Below are 15,857 nucleotides of genomic sequence, written 5' to 3'. Positions count from 1 at the left end.
GGTCGGCGCCGCTGCCACGCCGGAAAGGTTCGCGGACAGCGATCCCTGCGGGCATCGGATCTTCGCGTCCGAAGCGGGCGTCAGGCCCCCGCGCGACCGTTCAGCGTCCCGCCGTCATCTCCGGCACGGGCGTCAGAACGGGCTCACCGGCGAGGAAGCGCAGGATGTTCCGCCGCACGAGATCGGCCGAGGCCTCCAGGATCTCGGGCGCCCAGGAGGCGACATGCGGCGACAGCAGCAGGTTGGGCGCATCCAGAAGGGCCCGCGGCACATGCGGTTCATCCTCGAAGACGTCGAGCGCGGCGCCCTGGATGGTCCGGGCCGCCAGCGCCTCGACCAGCGCCGCGGTATCGACCACGCTGCCGCGGCCGACATTCACCAGGAAGCCCCGCGGCCCCAGGGCCTGCAGCACCTCGCGGCCGACGATGTGCCAGGTGGCCGCGCCGCCGGGCGCGGCGATGACGAGGATGTCGGCCTCCCGAGCCAGGTCCAGCAGGGTGGGCACGAAGCGCCAGGGGACATCCGCCCGCGGCTGGCGCTTATGATAGGCGATCGTCATCTCGAACGCCTCCGCCCGCCGCGCGATCCGCTCCCCGATCGCGCCAAGGCCGACCAGCCCCAGGCGCTTGCCGCCGGGAATCGGCCGGGCCTGCAGCGCCTCGCGCCAGCGCCCCTCGCGCAGGGCGCGGTCGAAGCCGCCGAGATCGCGCATCAGGGCGAGCAGCATGGCCATGGCATGATCGGCGACGGCCGAAGCATTCAGGCCGGAGCCGTGCGTCACCGTCACGCCGCGCTCCAGCGCCGCCCGCACATCGACATTCTCGTAGCCCGTGCCGCTGCAGCAGATCAGTTCCAGGCGTGGCAGGCCGGCGATGACCTCGCGGTCGAGGCCGATGAAGCCGGTCGTCACGGCGACGCGAACCTCCTCGCGCACCGGGGCGGGTGGCGGCGCCTCGCCGGGCGCCATGCGATGCAGGCGGAAACCTTCCGCCTCGAGCGCCGCCTGGATGACCGGCGAGGTCGATCGCAACAGGATGTCGATCGTCATCACGGACTGCTCCTCTGTTCAGCACCGCCGATTCCGGCTTCGGTTACCGCCGCCGCGGAGGCCTGCTTCGGCGCGGCGTGGCGCATGGTGAGCCGGGAGGCACTCGCCAGGGCCGCGCACAGCGCGATGGCGGCGCCGAGGGCCAGCGAGATCTCCAGCGCGAGCGCGACGGGGGCGGCCAGCGCGACCGCCGCCAGCGTGCCGCCCAAGGACTGCCCCACCAGCCGGGCGGTGCCGAGCATGCCGCTCGCCGCCCCGCTGCGTGCCCGGGGCGCGGTCGCCATCAGGACGCGGTTGTTGGGCGACTGGAACAGGCCGAAGCCCAGGCCGCAGAGCGCCATGCGCCACGCGATGCCGACCGTCCCCGTCTCCGCCGTCATGCCGGCGAGGGCCAGCAGCCCGGCGGCGAGCACCGCCAGACCCGCCGTGCCCAGGATGGCGGCGGAAAAGCGGTCCGCGAGGTGGCCCGCCACCACGGCGATGGCCATGGTGCAGGCCGGCCAGATGGCCAGTTCGATGCCCAATCGGGCGGCGTTCATGCCGGTCAGCCGCTCCAGGTGGAAGGGCAGCACGACAAGGGCCAGCATCTGCGCCGCGAAGGATAGGACAGAGGTCAGCACCGAGAGGCGGAACAGCGGAATCCGCAGCAGGTCGAGCGGCATGACGGGCGGCGCCACGCCCTGGCGGCGCAACAGCAGCCTGGCGCCGGCGGCCGCGCTCAACGCCAGGGCACCGACCGTCAGCCAGGCCGGATAGCCATGCGCCAGTCCGTTCGCCGCCGTCAGGAACAGGCCGAGCATGCCCGCGCTGCAGGCGCCGCCGCCGAGGTCGAAGCGATGCGCGGCCAGAGGCGTGCGCGGCACCGAGCGCAGCGCCAGCAAAAGCGCCGCGCTGCCCAGCGGCACATTGACCACGAAGAGCAGCGGCCAGCCGCCGAGTTCCAGCAACAGGGCGCCGACCGGCGGGCCTGCCGTCATCGACACGCCGGCGATCACCGCATTGACGCCGATGCCCCGGCCGAGGTGCGCGGCGGGATAAACGAAACGCAGGATGGCGATGTTGACGCTGAGGATACCCGCCGCGCCCACGCCCTGGGCGATGCGCCAGACCACGAGCGCCGCCAGCGAGCCGGACAGCGCCGCGCCGGTCGAGGCGATCAGGAAGACCACGAGTCCGGCGAGATAGACTCGGCGATAGCCATGGATCTCGCCCAGCGCGGCGAAGGGCAGCAGGCAGACCGCCATGGCGAGCTGGTAGCCGCTGACCAGCCAGGTCGAGCCGCTGGGGCTGGCGCCGAGGTCCCGGGCGATCTCCGGCAGCGCCAGGTTGACGATGCTGGTGCCGAGGCCGCTCAGGGTCACGGCGCAGGCCATGGTGAGAATGGCGAGGAGGCGGCGCGGGAGTGGCAGCCCGTCCTCCCCGTTCACAAGGGGGATCATGGTTGTTCTGGGCGCTTCCCGGAGCGGTCCGGTTCAGGCGTCGGCGATCATGGTGGCACTGGCGCTGGACCAGCTGGCGAGCATGCGGTCACCGGGGCGGAACCCCTGCCGCGGCACCGCCTCGTCGCCATTGGAGAGATAGGCCAGGAAAGATTCGCCATCGTCGAGCCGCAGGTGGATATGCGTGGACTGGCCACGATAGCGAACCTGCTCGACGGTCCCCGGGATGCCGTTCTCGACCGGCGCCTCGGCGGAAGCCGGCTGCAGGCGAACGGCCTCCGGACGGATGGCGATCAGCGGTCCGCCGGGGCCCGCGCCGGCGCGCACCCGCGCCAGCCCGCCGCCGTCGAGCCGCATCACGACTTCGCCGCCCTCCCGGCCCAGCGCGCTGCCGCGCAGGAAGTTGGAGGCGCCGAGAAAGCCTGCGACGAAGCGGTTTGCCGGGTGGCTGTAGACCTCCTCCGGCGTGCCGACCTGCTCCAGCACACCGCCACGCATCACCACGATGCGGTCGGCCATGGTCATGGCCTCTTCCTGGTCATGCGTCACCATGACGGCGGTGATGCCCAGGCGCTTCTGGATGGCACGGATCTCGCCCTGCATGGCCTCGCGCAGGCTCTTGTCGAGGGCCCCGAGCGGCTCGTCGAGCAGCAGCAGGGAGGGTTCGATGACGATGGCGCGCGCCAGCGCCACGCGCTGCTGCTGCCCACCCGAAAGCGCCGAGGGCAGGCGCTCGGCGAAGGGGTCGAGCTGCACCAGGCGCAGGGCCGTGGTAACACGCGAGGCCACTTCGGCCCGTGACACCCGCCGCATCTGCAGACCGAAGGCGACGTTCTGCGCCACCGTCAGATGTGGGAACAGCGCGTAGTTCTGGAACAGCATGCCGATGTTCCGGCGATGCACCGGGATATGCGTGACACGGTAGCCGTCGATCAGCACGTCGCCCGATGTCGGCTGGACCAGGCCGGCCACCATGCGCAGCGTTGTCGTCTTGCCGCAGCCGCTGGGTCCAAGCAGCGCCACCATCTCGCCGGCGGAGATGCGCAGCGTCACATTGTCCACCGCCAGCGTGCCGCCGAAGGACTTGGTCAGGCCGGACAGCGCCAGGTCGGTTGGATTGGCGGTCACGGTCTCAGCCTCCGAAGATCTGATTGAAGCGGTCGACAATCGCGCTGCGCTGCGGATTGATGTGATCCCAGTCCAGCACATAGAGCTTCAGGTCACGCATGCGGCTTTCCGGATAGGGCGCCACCGCCGCGACATCCCTGTTCAGTTCGATGCCGGTGACGGCAGGGGCGGCATAGGTCGCCTCCGCCAACCCTTTCTGCGCCTCGGGCGAGAGGATGCGGTCGATCAGCGCGGCACCCAGATCGGGCTCCGGCGCATCCTTCACCAGGGTCAGGCAGTTGACCCCGGCGAAGGAGCCCTCGGCCGGCTCCATCAGGCGCAGCGGCGCGCGGCGGGCGACATAGGGAAGCACCGATTTGGAGAAGTCCGGGCCGGCGATGTCGCCCTGGCCCTGCTGGATCTGCAGGGCGACGGCACCGACGATCTCGTAGATGGTCTGCACGTTGGGCCTGAGCTCGGCCATCTTGTCCCAGCCCTTCTCCAGCTCGTATTGCGCCTCCAGCACCGGCTTGCCGGTGGCCAGCGAGGCGGCCATCACCAGAAGCTGCACGCTCTGCGTCTGCTTCGGCGTGATCATCATGTAGCGGCCGCGGTAGCGTTCGTGCCAGAGGTCAGCGAAGCTGGCCGGCGGATGCGCCATCTGCGCGTTGAACCAGGGTGCCACCGAGGAGATCGCGAAGGCGGCGCCGTGACTGTCGTTGTAGAGGAAGTTGGGGAAGACCTTCGCCAGGTTCGGGATGCGATCGGCCGGAAGCTTCTCGATCAGCCCCTCGGCCTTGGCGATAGGGATGCCGACGTCGTCCATCATCATGACGGAATAGGCCGGGCTCGCCTTCTGCGTGCGCAGGATGGCGATATTGCCGAGCGTGACGTTCTCCGTCTGCAGCACGCGGCAATCGAAGTCGCGCTGGAACTTGGGCACGATCTGCTTCCGCACGTATTCGCCCTGCACGCCGCGATAGGTGCCGAGCTGCACCGTCTTTCCGGCGGCCCAGGCATTGCGGACGAAGAAGAGCGGAGCGGCCAGCCCGGGGGCGCCGAGCAGGACGCTGCGGCGGGATGCGGCCGGGGGGGCGGTGTCGTCCATGGCGGTCATTGTCCTTTGCGTTGCGGTGTGGGGCTCCCGGTCACACGCCCATCGCCTTGCGCAGGCCGACGAGCTTCTCCAGGGCGAGGACGGCGAGAACGCCGGTCACGATCATCAGGCTCGATGTGGCGGCGACGGAGGGATCGAAGACGCGCTCCATCAGGCTGTGCAGGTAGATCGGCAGCGGCATGGTCTCGACATCCGCCAGCCAGAAGGAGATCGGGAAGTCGTCGAAGGAGATCATGAAGGCGAAGAGGCAGCCGGCGGCGATGCCCGGCAGGATCTGCGGCACGGTGACGCGCCAGAAGACGGTGAAGGGGCTGGCGCCGAGGGTCAGCGCCGCCTCCTCCAGGGAGCGGTCGACCTGCTTCAGGCTGGCGGTGATGGTGCGGATCAGATAGGGCAGCGTGATCAGCACATGGCCGATGAAGAGGTTCACCGAGGCCTCCATCATCCTCATCATCGACATGAACTGCAGCAGCGCCAGGCCGGTGATCAGGATCGGCAGGATCAGCGGCGAGAGCAGCATCGCCTCGATGGCGCCGCCGCCCGGCACGCGCCAGCGATCCAGCGCATAGGCCGCCGGCATGCCGAGCGCGAAGGCGGTGAGCGCCGCGGCCAGCGCCAGGAGGGTGCTGACCAGGAAGGAGTGCTGGAACTCGGGATCGTTCAGCACCGTCTCGTACCAGGAGAAGGTGAAGCCGACAGGCGGGAAGACCGCGAAGGCCGCCTCGGAGAAGGACAGCGCGACCACGACCACCAGCGGCGCCAGCACAAAGAGCAGGATCAGCACGGCCATCGTATAGGTCACGAACCCGCCCAGCCCGGACAGACGTCCCCGCATCATGCCTCTCCCTGCGCGGCCGGGACCGCAGCCCGGCGCCGGTTTAACATCCAGGTCACGCCGATATGCGCTCCGAGGGCGATCACCACCATGAGCGTGGCGATGGCCGAGCCCATGGGCCAGTCGAAGACCGTGGTCACCTGCTGCTCCAGCAGGATGCCCAGCATCAGCCCGCGCGGCCCGCCCAGCATCTGCGGCGTGACATAGGAGGCGGCGGTCAGCGAGAAGACGATGGTCAGACCGACCGCCAGGCCCGGCACGCTGAGTGGCAGCGTGACGCGCAGGAAGGCGCGGAAGGCCGAGGCGCCGAGCATCCGCGCCGCCTCGTTCAGCGACGGGCTGATGCGCGACAGCGAGGTGGCGATGGGCAGCACCATCAGCGGCAGGAAGACATGCACCGAAGCAACGACCACCGCCCATTCGGTGTAGAGGATCTGCAACGAGACCTGGCCCAGGCCGAACAGGCCGAGCGCCCAGTTCACCACGCCGTTCGGCCCGCTGCCGAGCAGCAACTGCCAGCCATAGGTCCGCACCACCACGCTGACCACCAGCGGTGCCACCACCAGCATCATGGTCAACCGGCTGAGCGCCGAATGCCCATAGGCGATCACCATGGCCAGCGGATAGGCCAGCAGCGCCGTGAACAGCGATGTCAGCAGCGCGATCTTCAGGGTGAGCACCGTCACCCGCTGATAGGCGGGTGTCAGCAGCAGGCGGCCATAGCCCGAGACGCTGAAGGGCAGGCCAACATCGCCGGCGGCCGACTGCGTCAGCACCGAGTAGCTGAGCAACGTCAGCGAGGGGATGACCAGGAAGACCACCAGGAAGGCCACCGCCGGCAGCAGGAGGAACAGCCCCACGCTCCAGCGTGGCAGCCGGATCGGTCGCGCCGCCACAGGGGCGTCCAGCGTCGCGGAGGAGCCGGAGGCCATCATGCGCCCTCCTCCGTCGTGAGGCGGTGGGCGAGGCGCCTTTCCAGGTGGTGGATCGTCGTCTTGCCGCGCCGGAAGTCGGGATCGTCCAGGATGAGGCGATGCAGGCCGATATTGGTCGCGACGCCCTCGATGCGGATCTCATTCAGCGCGGTGGACATGCGGCGCAGACTCTCCTCGCGATCCTTGCCATGGGCAATGACCTTGGCGATCAGGGAGTCGTAGTGCGGCGGCACCTCGCTGCCCGGCGCCATGTGGCTGTCGACGCGAATGCCCGGCCCGCCGGGCGCGTGCCATTCCGTCACGCGTCCCGGCGAGGGCAACCCGCTGAACGCATCCTCCGCATTGATGCGGCATTCCAGCGCGTGGCCCTGGATGGCGATGTCGTCCTGATCAAAGGCAAGGCGCTCGCCCATGGCGACGCGGATCTGCTCGCGCAGGATGTCGATCCCGGTGATCGCCTCGGTGACCGGATGCTCCACCTGGATGCGGGTGTTCATCTCGATAAAGGCGAAGAGGCCGTCCTCATAGAGGAACTCGAAGGTACCGGCGCCGCGATAGCCAATGGCGCGGCAGGCCGCGGCGCAGCGCTCCCCGAGTGCTGCGATCTCAGCGCGCGGCAGGCCTGGCGCCGGCGCCTCCTCGACCACCTTCTGATGGCGCCGCTGCAGCGAGCAGTCCCGCTCGCCGAGCCACAGGGCGGCCCCGTGCTGGTCACAGAGCACCTGGATCTCGATATGGCGGGGATGCTCCAGAAATTTCTCGAGGTAGAGCTCGGGATTGCCGAAGGCGCGTCGGGCCTCCTCCCGCGTCATCTTGATGGCCTCGCGGAGCGCCGCGGGCTCGCGCACCACCCGCATGCCGCGCCCGCCGCCACCTCCCGCCGCCTTGACGATGAGCGGATAGCCCGTCGCCTCAGCGATGGCGGCGCAGGCGGCGTGGTCTTCCGGCAGGGCGCCCTCGCTGCCGGGCACGCAGGGGACGCCGGACCGGCGCATGGCCGCCTTGGCCTCGATCTTGTCGCCCATCATGCGGATCACCGGCGCGGTGGGGCCGATGAAGACCAGCCCCGCCCGCTCCACCGCCTCGGCGAAGCCGGCATTCTCCGACAGGAAGCCGTAGCCGGGATGGATGGCCTCGGCGCCGGTGGCATTGGCGGCAAGCAGGATCAGCCCGGGATCGAGATAGCTGGCGGCCGCCGGGCCGGGTCCGATGCACAGCGCCTCGTCGGCCAGCGCCAGATAGGCGGCGCCCGCATCGGCGGCCGAGTGCACGACGATGCTTCGCAGTCCCAGGCTGCGGCAGGCACGGATCACGCGCAGGGCGATTTCCCCGCGATTGGCCACCAGGACGGTGCGAAACGTCATGTGCCGGCGCGCCCGTCAGGAGGCCAGTTCGGTCAGCGGGACGATCTGCCCCCCGCCCTTCTCGACCGTCTCGCGCACCGTGCGGGCGATCTCCACCGAGCCGGCCGTGTCGCTGTGCACCAGCACGCACTGGGCATCGACCTTGATGCGCTTGCCGGACTGCGCCGTGACGGTGCCATCGTCCATGAACTGCAGGATGCGGGCGCGCACCACCTCGAGGTCGGTGATCACCGAGTTCGGCAGCTTGCGGCTCACCAGCTGTGCCTCGTCGTCATAGGCCCGGTCCGCGAAGATCTTGCCGACGGTGCGCAGCCCGATGGACTTGGCGTACTTCTCGCCATGCGTCTTGACCGAGACAGCGACAATCATGTCTCTGTCGAAGGCCTTGTAGATGTCCATCATCAGCTCGGTATAGACTGGGTTGGCGCGCGACATCTCACCGAAGGCGCCATGCGAGCCGGCATGCGTCACTTTCCAGCCGCCGACCTGCGCGATCGCCGCCAGCGCGCCAAGCTGGTAGAGCGCGTGCTTCTGCATGTCGCGCGGATCGATGTTCATCGGCACGCGGCCGAAGCCCAGCAGGTCCGGCAGGCCGATATGCGCGCCCACCGCGACGCCGTTCTCCTTCGCCGCCTCGACCATGCGGGTCATGATCACCGCGTCGCCGGCATGGTAGCCGCAGGCGATATTGGCCGAGGAAATGATCTTCATCAGGGCCTCGTCATCGCCCATCCTCCAGCGGCCGAAGCCCTCGCCGAGATCCGAGTTCAGGTCGATCTTCATGCTCATTCCTTTGTGTCCGCGGCCAGCGGGAGGATGTCGAAAAGCGGCGCGCCGAAGCCCGCGATTTCGCCATCCCGGCCGCGCACGGCCTCGATGGCACCGTTGCAGGGCGCGACGACCGGTTGCAGCAGCGGACCCACGGCCAGGTAGGCGAGAATGTCGCCGCGGGCGACGGTGTCGCCCGCCGCCGGCGGATCGCGCGTCTCCGCCGGATGCCGCAGCAGCAGGATGCCGAAGGCCACCGCATGGACGGTCTCCACGGCAGGGGCCGCGCGCGGCGTCGCCTCCGGAACCGCGCCAGCCAGGGGGCGCGACGGCAGCGAAAGCCGGAGCGCCGTGTCGCCCTCGGCCAGTTCCAGCTCGGTCACGCCTGTGGCGCGCATCAGGGCCAGGAGCCCGGCGAGGCTGCCGGTCAGGTCGCGCATCACGCCGCGCTCCCCAGCTCGCGCCTACCAAGCCCGGCCAGGTGCCGGAGTTCGCCCAGATAGGCCGCCGCAGCGCGCTCCGCCGCCCGCGCCGCGGCGGCATCGCAGGGCGCGAAGCGCAGCGTGGCGCCCGGCGCGGCCTGAGCGATGCGCCAGAGATCCGCCTCGATCACGGCGCCGATCTTGGGATAGCCGCCGGCCGAGTTGCCGTCCTCGAGCTGGATGATCGACTGGCCCGAGGGCGGCACCTGGATCACGCCGGGGACGATGCCGTGCGAGCGCATCTCCACCAATTCGGTGCGCCGTAGCGGCACCGCGCCTTGCAGCCGGTAGCCCATCCGGTTGCTCTGGCTGGTGACCGCCCAGCCCTGCGACCAGAGCAGCGCCTGCGAGGCCGCGTCGAACTGGTCGTATTCGGCCGCGGGGATGACCCGCAGCACGACATCGCCCGGCCCGGCGTCCGGCGCCTCGCCGCCAGGCAGCACGTCACCCGGCGGCCGCGCGCCGAGGCCGGCCGGGTCGCGTGGCGTGAAGGCCGGGGCGTCGCCGAGCGGCAGCCTGTCGCCTTCTGCCAGGGCACGCCCGTCCAACCCGCCGAATCCGGCGCGCAGATGCGTCGTCCGCGAGCCGAAGACGAGGGGCACGTCGATGCCGCTGGCGACGGTGAGGTAGCCGCGCATTCCGCGCCGTGGCGCGCTCAGCACCAGTTCCTGACCGGCGCGGACAGAGACCGCCCACCACGGCGGCATCAGGCGCCCGTCCAGCCGCGGCATGGTATCGGCGCCGGTGAGCGCGATGGCCGTGTCCCGCGTGAAGCGCAGCCTCACGGGGAAGAGCTGGAACTCGATACCGGCCGCGTCCGGCGGGTTACCGAGCAGGGCATTGCCGGCGGCCAGCGCCAGGCGATCCATCGCGCCGGTGCGGGCGATGCCGTGGCACCGGAAGCCGGTGCGGCCCAGGTCCTGAACCATGTTCAGCGGCGGGGTGAGCAGGACCTCGATCATCGGATGACGCGCTCCACCCGGAAGCGGATCCGGTCGCCGAGTTCCAGCAGATTGGGCGGGTCGCGCCCGAGGTCGAAGGGCTCCGGCACCTCCGGCGCCCGGCCGATCACATGCCAGCCGGTCGGCGAGGCGGTCGGGCGGTCGCTGCGGCGCGGGCCGCCGAGATTGGCCTGCGCGCCGCCGATCGAGACGATGCCGCCGGCCTCGCGCATCACCGGCACCGGGCGTCGTGGGGTGAACAGGCGGGGGTCCAGCCCGAAGAGATAGCCGAAGCCCGGCATGACGCTCGGCGCGAAGACGACGTACTCGCCGGCCGCGTGCATGGCGACGATGGTGTCGATCTCCACCCCGTGATGCGCCGCGACGGCAGGCAGATCGCCGCCCCCCTCGCCACCATAGACGACGCCGACCTCGAGCAGCCGCCCGGTGCCGTGGCGCGGCTCGGCGCGCGACCAGGCGGCGAGCAGACGCGCCGCCATCGCCTCGGCATCGGCGGTCAGGGGATTGATCACCACCAGCAGGCTGTTCATGCCTGGCTGCAGGTCGACCACGCCATCCCAACCGCGCACCGCATCGCTGAGGCTCCAGATGCGCTGCTGCGTCGCCAGCGCCAGTGGCCCCTCGGCATCCAGCAGCAGGGCGGCGCTGCCGCAAGGCGTGACCCGTGGCGCCGCCAGTTCCATGACGCCGGAATTCATGCCTCCAGCCCCTCCGGAAGCAGGGTGAACAGACGCTGGCCGGCCGCCACGTCCTGTCCGTCCTCGGCATGAATCTCGCCGATGATGCCATCCGCATCCGCGCGCAGCGCGGTGAAGACCTTCATCGCCTCCAGGATGCAGATCTGCTGCCCGGCCTGAACCTTCGCGCCCGGCGTGACGAAGGGGGCCGCGCCCGGGGCCGGCGCCCGGTGGAAGACGCCGTGCATCGTCGCCAGGATTTCCCGGGCGGGGGTGGCCGGTGCCTCCGCCGGAGGCGGCGCGGGGTGGCGCCGGGGCGCCGATGGCGATGGTTCCAGCGCCGGCCGGGACGCCTCGCCGCGCGGCATCGCCACGCGGATGCGCAGCGGGCCGTCGGTGACCTCCACCTCGCCGCCGCCTGCCTCGGCGACAAGCTGCATCAAGGCGCGGATCGTGTCGAAATGAGACTGGTTCACGGGAATGCGGCTATCGCAGCCGGGCGACGGCATCGGCGATCCGGGCGCAGGCCTCCTCCAGCCGGCCGATCGCCGTGGCGATGGACAGCCGGATGCAGGGCGAGAGGCCATAGGCGGCGCCAGCCACCGTCACCACCCGCGCCGCATCGACGAGATAGGTCGCCACGTCGGCATCGCTCGCCAGCACAACGCCTTCCGGCGTCCGCCTGCCGAACAGCCCTCCGCAATCGACAAAGAGATAGAAGGCGCCCTCCGGCCGGTGGCAGCGCAGCCCTGGGATGCCATCGAGCAGCGGCATCACCCGGTCGCGCCGGGCCTGGAAGTCGGCGGCGCGAGTTGCCAGGAAGTCCTGCGGCCCGGTCAGCGCGGCCACCGCCGCGGCCTGGCTGATCGAGGAGATGCCGCCGAGCGACTGCGACTGCACCTTGCGCATCGAGGCGATCAATTCGGCCGGACCGCCGGCGAAACCGATGCGCCATCCGGTCATGGCATAGGCCTTGGAGACGCCGTTGACGGTCAGCGTGCGGTCCTTGAGATCGGGCGCCACGGCGGCGAAGCTGTGGAAGCGGGTCCCGTCGAACAGCAGATGCTCGTAGATCTCGTCCGACATCATCATGATATGCGGATGGCGGCGGAACACCGCGGCAAGCGCCTCCAGCTCGGCGCGGGTATAGACGGCGCCGGTGGGATTGTTCGGGGTGTTCAGCATTACCCAGCGGGTGCGTGGCGTGATCGCCGCCTCCAGGGTGGCGGCATCGAGCCTGTAGCCGCTGTTGCCGCCGCAGGAGACGACGACCGGGGTGCCGCCCGCCAGCCGTGTCATGTCGGTGTAGGAGACCCAGTGCGGCGCCGGGACGATAACCTCGTCGCCTGGATTCAGGCTGGCGGTCAGCGCCAGGAAGATGACGTTCTTGGCGCCCGCGCTGGCCAGAACCTCGGCCAGGTCATACTCGATCCCATTGTCGCGGCGGAACTTCTCGACAATGGCGCGGCGCAGCGCGGGCGTGCCGCCGACCGGGGTATAGCGCGTCTGGCCGGCCCGCATGGCGGCAATGGCGGCCTCGATGACGTGCGGCGGGGTCTCGAAATCCGGCTCGCCCGTGGCCAGGCTGATGACATCGATCCCCTGCTCGGCGAGTTCGCGCGCGCGGCTGGAGGCGCGCTCGGATGCCGATGGCTTCACAAAGGCCAGACGCTCGGCCGTGAGCTGCATGATGGGCCAACACCTTCCGCTAAAGCTCTTCGGAATGCTGGCCGTGTGGGACGCGAGGTCGCGTCAGTTCTGGAATTCCTGACCGGACATTGCCGGACCACCGGTTGCTTCGTGCCACTCGATGTATTCGATACTTTACACACCGCCGATGCGCATGCGCGATGGAAAAAGGCGATCATGTGATTAGATTTGGCTAATATGCCCTACTTCCTCGACGCCGATGACCGCGACGTGCCGAACCTCAGGCACCTCCGCCTCCTGGCGGCTGTGGCCGCGGGCATGAGCCTGCGCCGGGCCGCGTCGGAGCTGCACATCTCGCAATCCGCAGCGACCCTTAGCCTGACAGCCCTCGAGGCGCGTTACCGGGTGACGCTGTTCGAAAGACGCCCATCTGGCCTGGTGCCGACCAAGCACGGAGTGGCTCTGGCGGCCAGGACGGAGCGTTGCCTGGCCTATCTCGGCGCGGCGCTTCAGCGCCTGGGCGGACGAAGCCAGGGTGTCGGCGTGCCGGCGCAGCGGCTCTCCCTCCTCCGGATGCCGCAGCTTCTCGCCCTGGTCGCGATGGAGGAGGCGGGCGGCTTCACCGCGGCCGCCAGACGGCTTGGCCTGCGCCCACCCTCCATTCACCGGGCCATGGGCGAGCTGGAGGATGCTTTGGGTCTGGAGCTGGTGCTCCGCGGCCAGGGTGGAGCCCGCCTCAACGCTGCGGGGCTGGACATGGCGCGCGGCTGCAGCCTGGCCCTGAGCGAATTGCGCGCGGCGCGGGCGGAATTGCGGGAACTCGATGGAGAGACCTCTGGCCGTGTCGTCGTGGGCGCGGTGCGCCTCACCGCTTCAGGCATCATCCCGCAGGTCATTCAGGAGATGTACCGCCAATGGCCGGGCGCCCGTTTTGCCGTGGTGACCGGAGATTACGAGGACATGGTGCACGGCATCAGGACCGGGCGTATCGACTACCTCTGCACGACCTTGCGGGCAGACATCCCCGATGGCGTCGAGGCGGAGATCATCTTCAGCAGCGCCATCCGGATCGCCTGTCACAAGGCTCATCCCATAGCCGGGTCGGTCGATCCACCCGCGCGGGAACTGGCGCGTTGGCCCTGGGTTGTACCGGCCGCCGGAACGGGAGCCGCGGCACGGTTCAGAACCATCTTCGAAGCCGAAGGGGTCCCACCACCGAATGCGCATGTCACATCCGCCTCCTTCGATCTGACACGAAGCCTGCTTCTGGGCGGCGAGTTCCTGGCGCTGATTGTCGAAGGCGGCTCCGCCACGGACTTTGGTGTCAGCGACCTGCACGTCCTGAGCAAGGCGATCCCCAACGACCGGCGGCCGGTCTACCTCCTGTGGCGTAAGAACTGGAGCCCGACCCGTCTGCAGCAGCAGTTTCGCGCCACTATCCAGAAGGCCAGCCGGCAGGCATAGGAGCGCCTTGGGGCCAAAGCGACTGCGACGAGCAGCGGGATGATCCCGGATGCGCCGGTGTGGATGTCCGCTTGTCGGACGAGGCGTGGACCGCCATCGAGCCACACCTGCCGCGCGGCAGGCCACGCAGGCCTCGCGTGGCTGAACCGGGACATCACGATGATGCCGCCCGCGCCCTGCGCCCGTTGGAGCGATGAACCCGCCGCTGATCGGTTGACAGCACCGCTGCCCTCGGGGGCCAGCGGCCACGTGCGTCAAGGGGCAGGTTTCACCGGGTAACAGCCCCGCTTGCGCATTGACGGATTGTCATGCCTTCGCCATAGATGCGAACGCTTCGCAATAACGTGCGCCCAGGCGCGGTGGGCTGCCTTCGTCTGTGGCCCCGCCTCCCTGCAAGGATGCCGCAAGGCCGCCCTTCACCACTTCAGCCCAGGAAGCAAGCATGACACGCTTCGACCCGAAAATCCGCCGGACCTTCTCCGGCCTCCTGCTCGCCGGCTCGCTCATCTTCAGCGCCGGCATGCCGGGCACCGCGCTGGGCCAGTCCACCTTCGGCGCCCTGGACCAGACGTCCGACGTCCAGCTCCGCTTCTCGGCCGCCGAGCAGAACCGCCCTATCCTCGCGGGCGGCGAAGTGGTGGTGGCCGGCCAGGGCTTCCGGCCCGGTCAGCAGGTGACCCTGCTCTACGGAACGACGCCCCTTCTGGGCAGTGCGCTGGTGGCGGACGGGGAAGGGAAGATCTCCGGGCGGATCACCGTCCCGGCCCAGGCCGTGCCCGGCAACCATCCCATCGTCGTGGTGGCCCAGGGGCCCTACAGCGCCACGGTCGCCCCGCTCAAGGTCTCGCCCCAGATCCCGCTCTCCGGGCAGGAGCGCTTCGAGATCACCGAAGGCCGCGTGGCGCGCGGCCTGTACCAGTCGGCTTTCAGCCCCCGCAACAACGCGCTGTTCGTTACCGCCGCCATCGGCCGCCCGCCGGTGCGGCAGTCGGAGCTGCTGCGGGTGAACCTGGAAACGCTGGCCGTCGTCGCCCGCGTCACGCCACAGGCCGCTCCCGCACCGGCCCCGCGCCCCGGCGCCTCCGCGCCGGCCGATGGTGGCGTCTATGCCGTCTATGGCGTGGGCGTGGACGATGTGAACGACACCGTCTGGGTGACCAACACGCGCCAGAACACCGTCGCCGTCTATCGCCAGGCGGATCTCTCGCTTGTCCGGCAGTTCGAGCCCGGCACGGTGAACCACGCGCGTGACGTCGTCATCGACGCGACACTCGGCAAGGCCTATTCCAGCGCCACCTTCAAGCCGGAAGTCGTGGTCTTCAACACGCGGAACCCAGAAGTGGCATCGCGGATCGGGATCGCGTCGCGCGTGCGGGGCGGCACCTTCTCGGCCGCCAGCCTCTCGCTGAACGCCGAGGCGCATCGCCTCTACGTCGTCAGCAACACCACCAATGAAGTGGCGGTCATCAACACCGAGACCGATCAGGTGGAGAAGATTATCCCGGTTCCGGGCGCCCGCTCCGCCATCGGCGTGTCCCATGACCCGCGCACCAACCGCATCTTCGTGGCCTCCCAGGGCAGCGACAACCTGGTGGTGCTCAACGGCGAAACCGGTGCCGTCGTCGCCGATACGCTGGTCGGCGCGGGCGCGTTGAACGTGGTGTTCGATCCGGTGCGGCGCCGCGCCTATGTCGCCAGCCGCGCCGCGGGCACGGTCACCGTGACTGACGCCGACGGCAAGATCATCGCCAATCTCGGCCCCGCGCCGCTGGCCAACCACGTGGCCGTCGACCGCAACGGCACCGTCTTCGCCGTCGACAAGTCTGCTGCCGCCCGCAATGAGGAAGGCGACACCATCCTGCGGATCCGCCCGCGCTCCTGAGCGCCTGAATTGCGCCGGGCGCCTGCCAGCGAGGCAGGCGCCCGCCTGATTCGGAACGATCCCGGCAGGCTGCCCGGAACGATGGTGGCCACGAGCGCGATCACCGAGGGAAGATCCGCGTGCCGAA

At 69.8% G+C, this 15,857-nt stretch carries 15 protein-coding genes; 2 read left to right on the top strand and 13 right to left on the bottom strand.

The window, feature by feature from the left end; translation table 11 throughout:
- Positions 1–100 precede the first annotated feature (100 nt).
- The 13 genes from D9598_RS14160 to D9598_RS14100 are packed head-to-tail and all read right to left on the bottom strand — an operon-like array spanning position 101 to position 12,423.
- Entirely contained in the window at positions 101–1,048 is a 948-nt protein-coding gene (locus tag D9598_RS14160) for a 2-hydroxyacid dehydrogenase (RefSeq protein WP_198367173.1), read from the bottom strand.
- Positions 1,048–2,487 (bottom strand): MFS transporter, encoded by a 1,440-nt coding sequence (locus tag D9598_RS14155; protein WP_198367172.1) that lies wholly within the window; start codon positions 2,485–2,487, stop codon positions 1,048–1,050. The genes D9598_RS14160 and D9598_RS14155 overlap by 1 nt, the downstream gene beginning before the upstream one ends.
- A gap of 33 nt (positions 2,488–2,520) precedes the next feature.
- Complete coding sequence (locus tag D9598_RS14150; protein WP_198367171.1) at positions 2,521–3,615, bottom strand: ABC transporter ATP-binding protein; 1,095 nt, start codon at positions 3,613–3,615, stop codon at positions 2,521–2,523.
- A 4-nt stretch (positions 3,616–3,619) separates the two neighbouring features.
- Complete coding sequence (locus D9598_RS14145; protein ID WP_198367170.1) at positions 3,620–4,702, bottom strand: PotD/PotF family extracellular solute-binding protein; 1,083 nt, start codon at positions 4,700–4,702, stop codon at positions 3,620–3,622.
- Between the two features lie 40 nt (positions 4,703–4,742).
- Positions 4,743–5,546 carry an ABC transporter permease gene (locus tag D9598_RS14140; protein WP_198367169.1) on the bottom strand — a complete coding sequence of 268 codons (804 nt, stop codon included), beginning with the start codon at positions 5,544–5,546 and terminating at the stop codon, positions 4,743–4,745.
- Positions 5,546–6,481 (bottom strand): ABC transporter permease, encoded by a 936-nt coding sequence (locus tag D9598_RS14135; protein WP_198367168.1) that lies wholly within the window; start codon positions 6,479–6,481, stop codon positions 5,546–5,548. Before D9598_RS14135 ends, D9598_RS14140 begins: the two co-directional genes overlap by 1 nt.
- The gene (accC, locus tag D9598_RS14130; RefSeq protein WP_198367167.1) at positions 6,478–7,845 is read right to left on the bottom strand and encodes an acetyl-CoA carboxylase biotin carboxylase subunit; all 1,368 of its coding nucleotides are present in this window, start codon (positions 7,843–7,845) and stop codon (positions 6,478–6,480) included. The genes D9598_RS14135 and accC overlap by 4 nt, the downstream gene beginning before the upstream one ends.
- A 15-nt stretch (positions 7,846–7,860) precedes the next feature.
- Entirely contained in the window at positions 7,861–8,628 is a 768-nt protein-coding gene (locus tag D9598_RS14125; RefSeq protein WP_198367166.1) for a LamB/YcsF family protein, read from the bottom strand.
- 2 nt (positions 8,629–8,630) lie between these two features.
- Positions 8,631–9,053: a hypothetical protein gene (locus D9598_RS14120; RefSeq protein WP_198367165.1), complete on the bottom strand. Its 423-nt coding sequence runs from the start codon at positions 9,051–9,053 to the stop codon at positions 8,631–8,633.
- Positions 9,053–10,057, bottom strand: coding sequence for a biotin-dependent carboxyltransferase family protein (locus D9598_RS14115; protein WP_198367164.1), 1,005 nt, complete (start codon positions 10,055–10,057; stop codon positions 9,053–9,055). Before D9598_RS14115 ends, D9598_RS14120 begins: the two co-directional genes overlap by 1 nt.
- Positions 10,054–10,755: an allophanate hydrolase subunit 1 gene (locus D9598_RS14110; protein ID WP_198367163.1), complete on the bottom strand. Its 702-nt coding sequence runs from the start codon at positions 10,753–10,755 to the stop codon at positions 10,054–10,056. The genes D9598_RS14115 and D9598_RS14110 overlap by 4 nt, the downstream gene beginning before the upstream one ends.
- The gene (locus tag D9598_RS21165; protein WP_198367162.1) at positions 10,752–11,210 is read right to left on the bottom strand and encodes an acetyl-CoA carboxylase biotin carboxyl carrier protein subunit; all 459 of its coding nucleotides are present in this window, start codon (positions 11,208–11,210) and stop codon (positions 10,752–10,754) included. The genes D9598_RS14110 and D9598_RS21165 overlap by 4 nt, the downstream gene beginning before the upstream one ends.
- A gap of 10 nt (positions 11,211–11,220) precedes the next feature.
- Positions 11,221–12,423 carry a pyridoxal phosphate-dependent aminotransferase gene (locus D9598_RS14100; protein ID WP_198367161.1) on the bottom strand — a complete coding sequence of 401 codons (1,203 nt, stop codon included), beginning with the start codon at positions 12,421–12,423 and terminating at the stop codon, positions 11,221–11,223.
- A 198-nt stretch (positions 12,424–12,621) separates the two neighbouring features.
- On the opposite strand from D9598_RS14100, the gene D9598_RS14095 reads away from it, so the two are divergent.
- Both D9598_RS14095 and D9598_RS14090 read left to right on the top strand, forming a co-directional pair.
- The gene (locus D9598_RS14095; RefSeq protein WP_198367160.1) at positions 12,622–13,848 is read left to right on the top strand and encodes a LysR family transcriptional regulator; all 1,227 of its coding nucleotides are present in this window, start codon (positions 12,622–12,624) and stop codon (positions 13,846–13,848) included.
- 442 nt (positions 13,849–14,290) lie between these two features.
- Positions 14,291–15,730 (top strand): YncE family protein, encoded by a 1,440-nt coding sequence (locus D9598_RS14090; protein WP_198367159.1) that lies wholly within the window; start codon positions 14,291–14,293, stop codon positions 15,728–15,730.
- Positions 15,731–15,857 lie beyond the last annotated feature (127 nt).

Origin of the sequence: Roseomonas sp. KE0001, from assembly GCF_016107285.1 — a bacterium.
Lineage (GTDB): Bacteria > Pseudomonadota > Alphaproteobacteria > Acetobacterales > Acetobacteraceae > Pseudoroseomonas.
The sequence above is the reverse complement of the archived record's forward strand: the minus strand, read 5'-3'. Positions and strand labels throughout refer to the sequence as shown.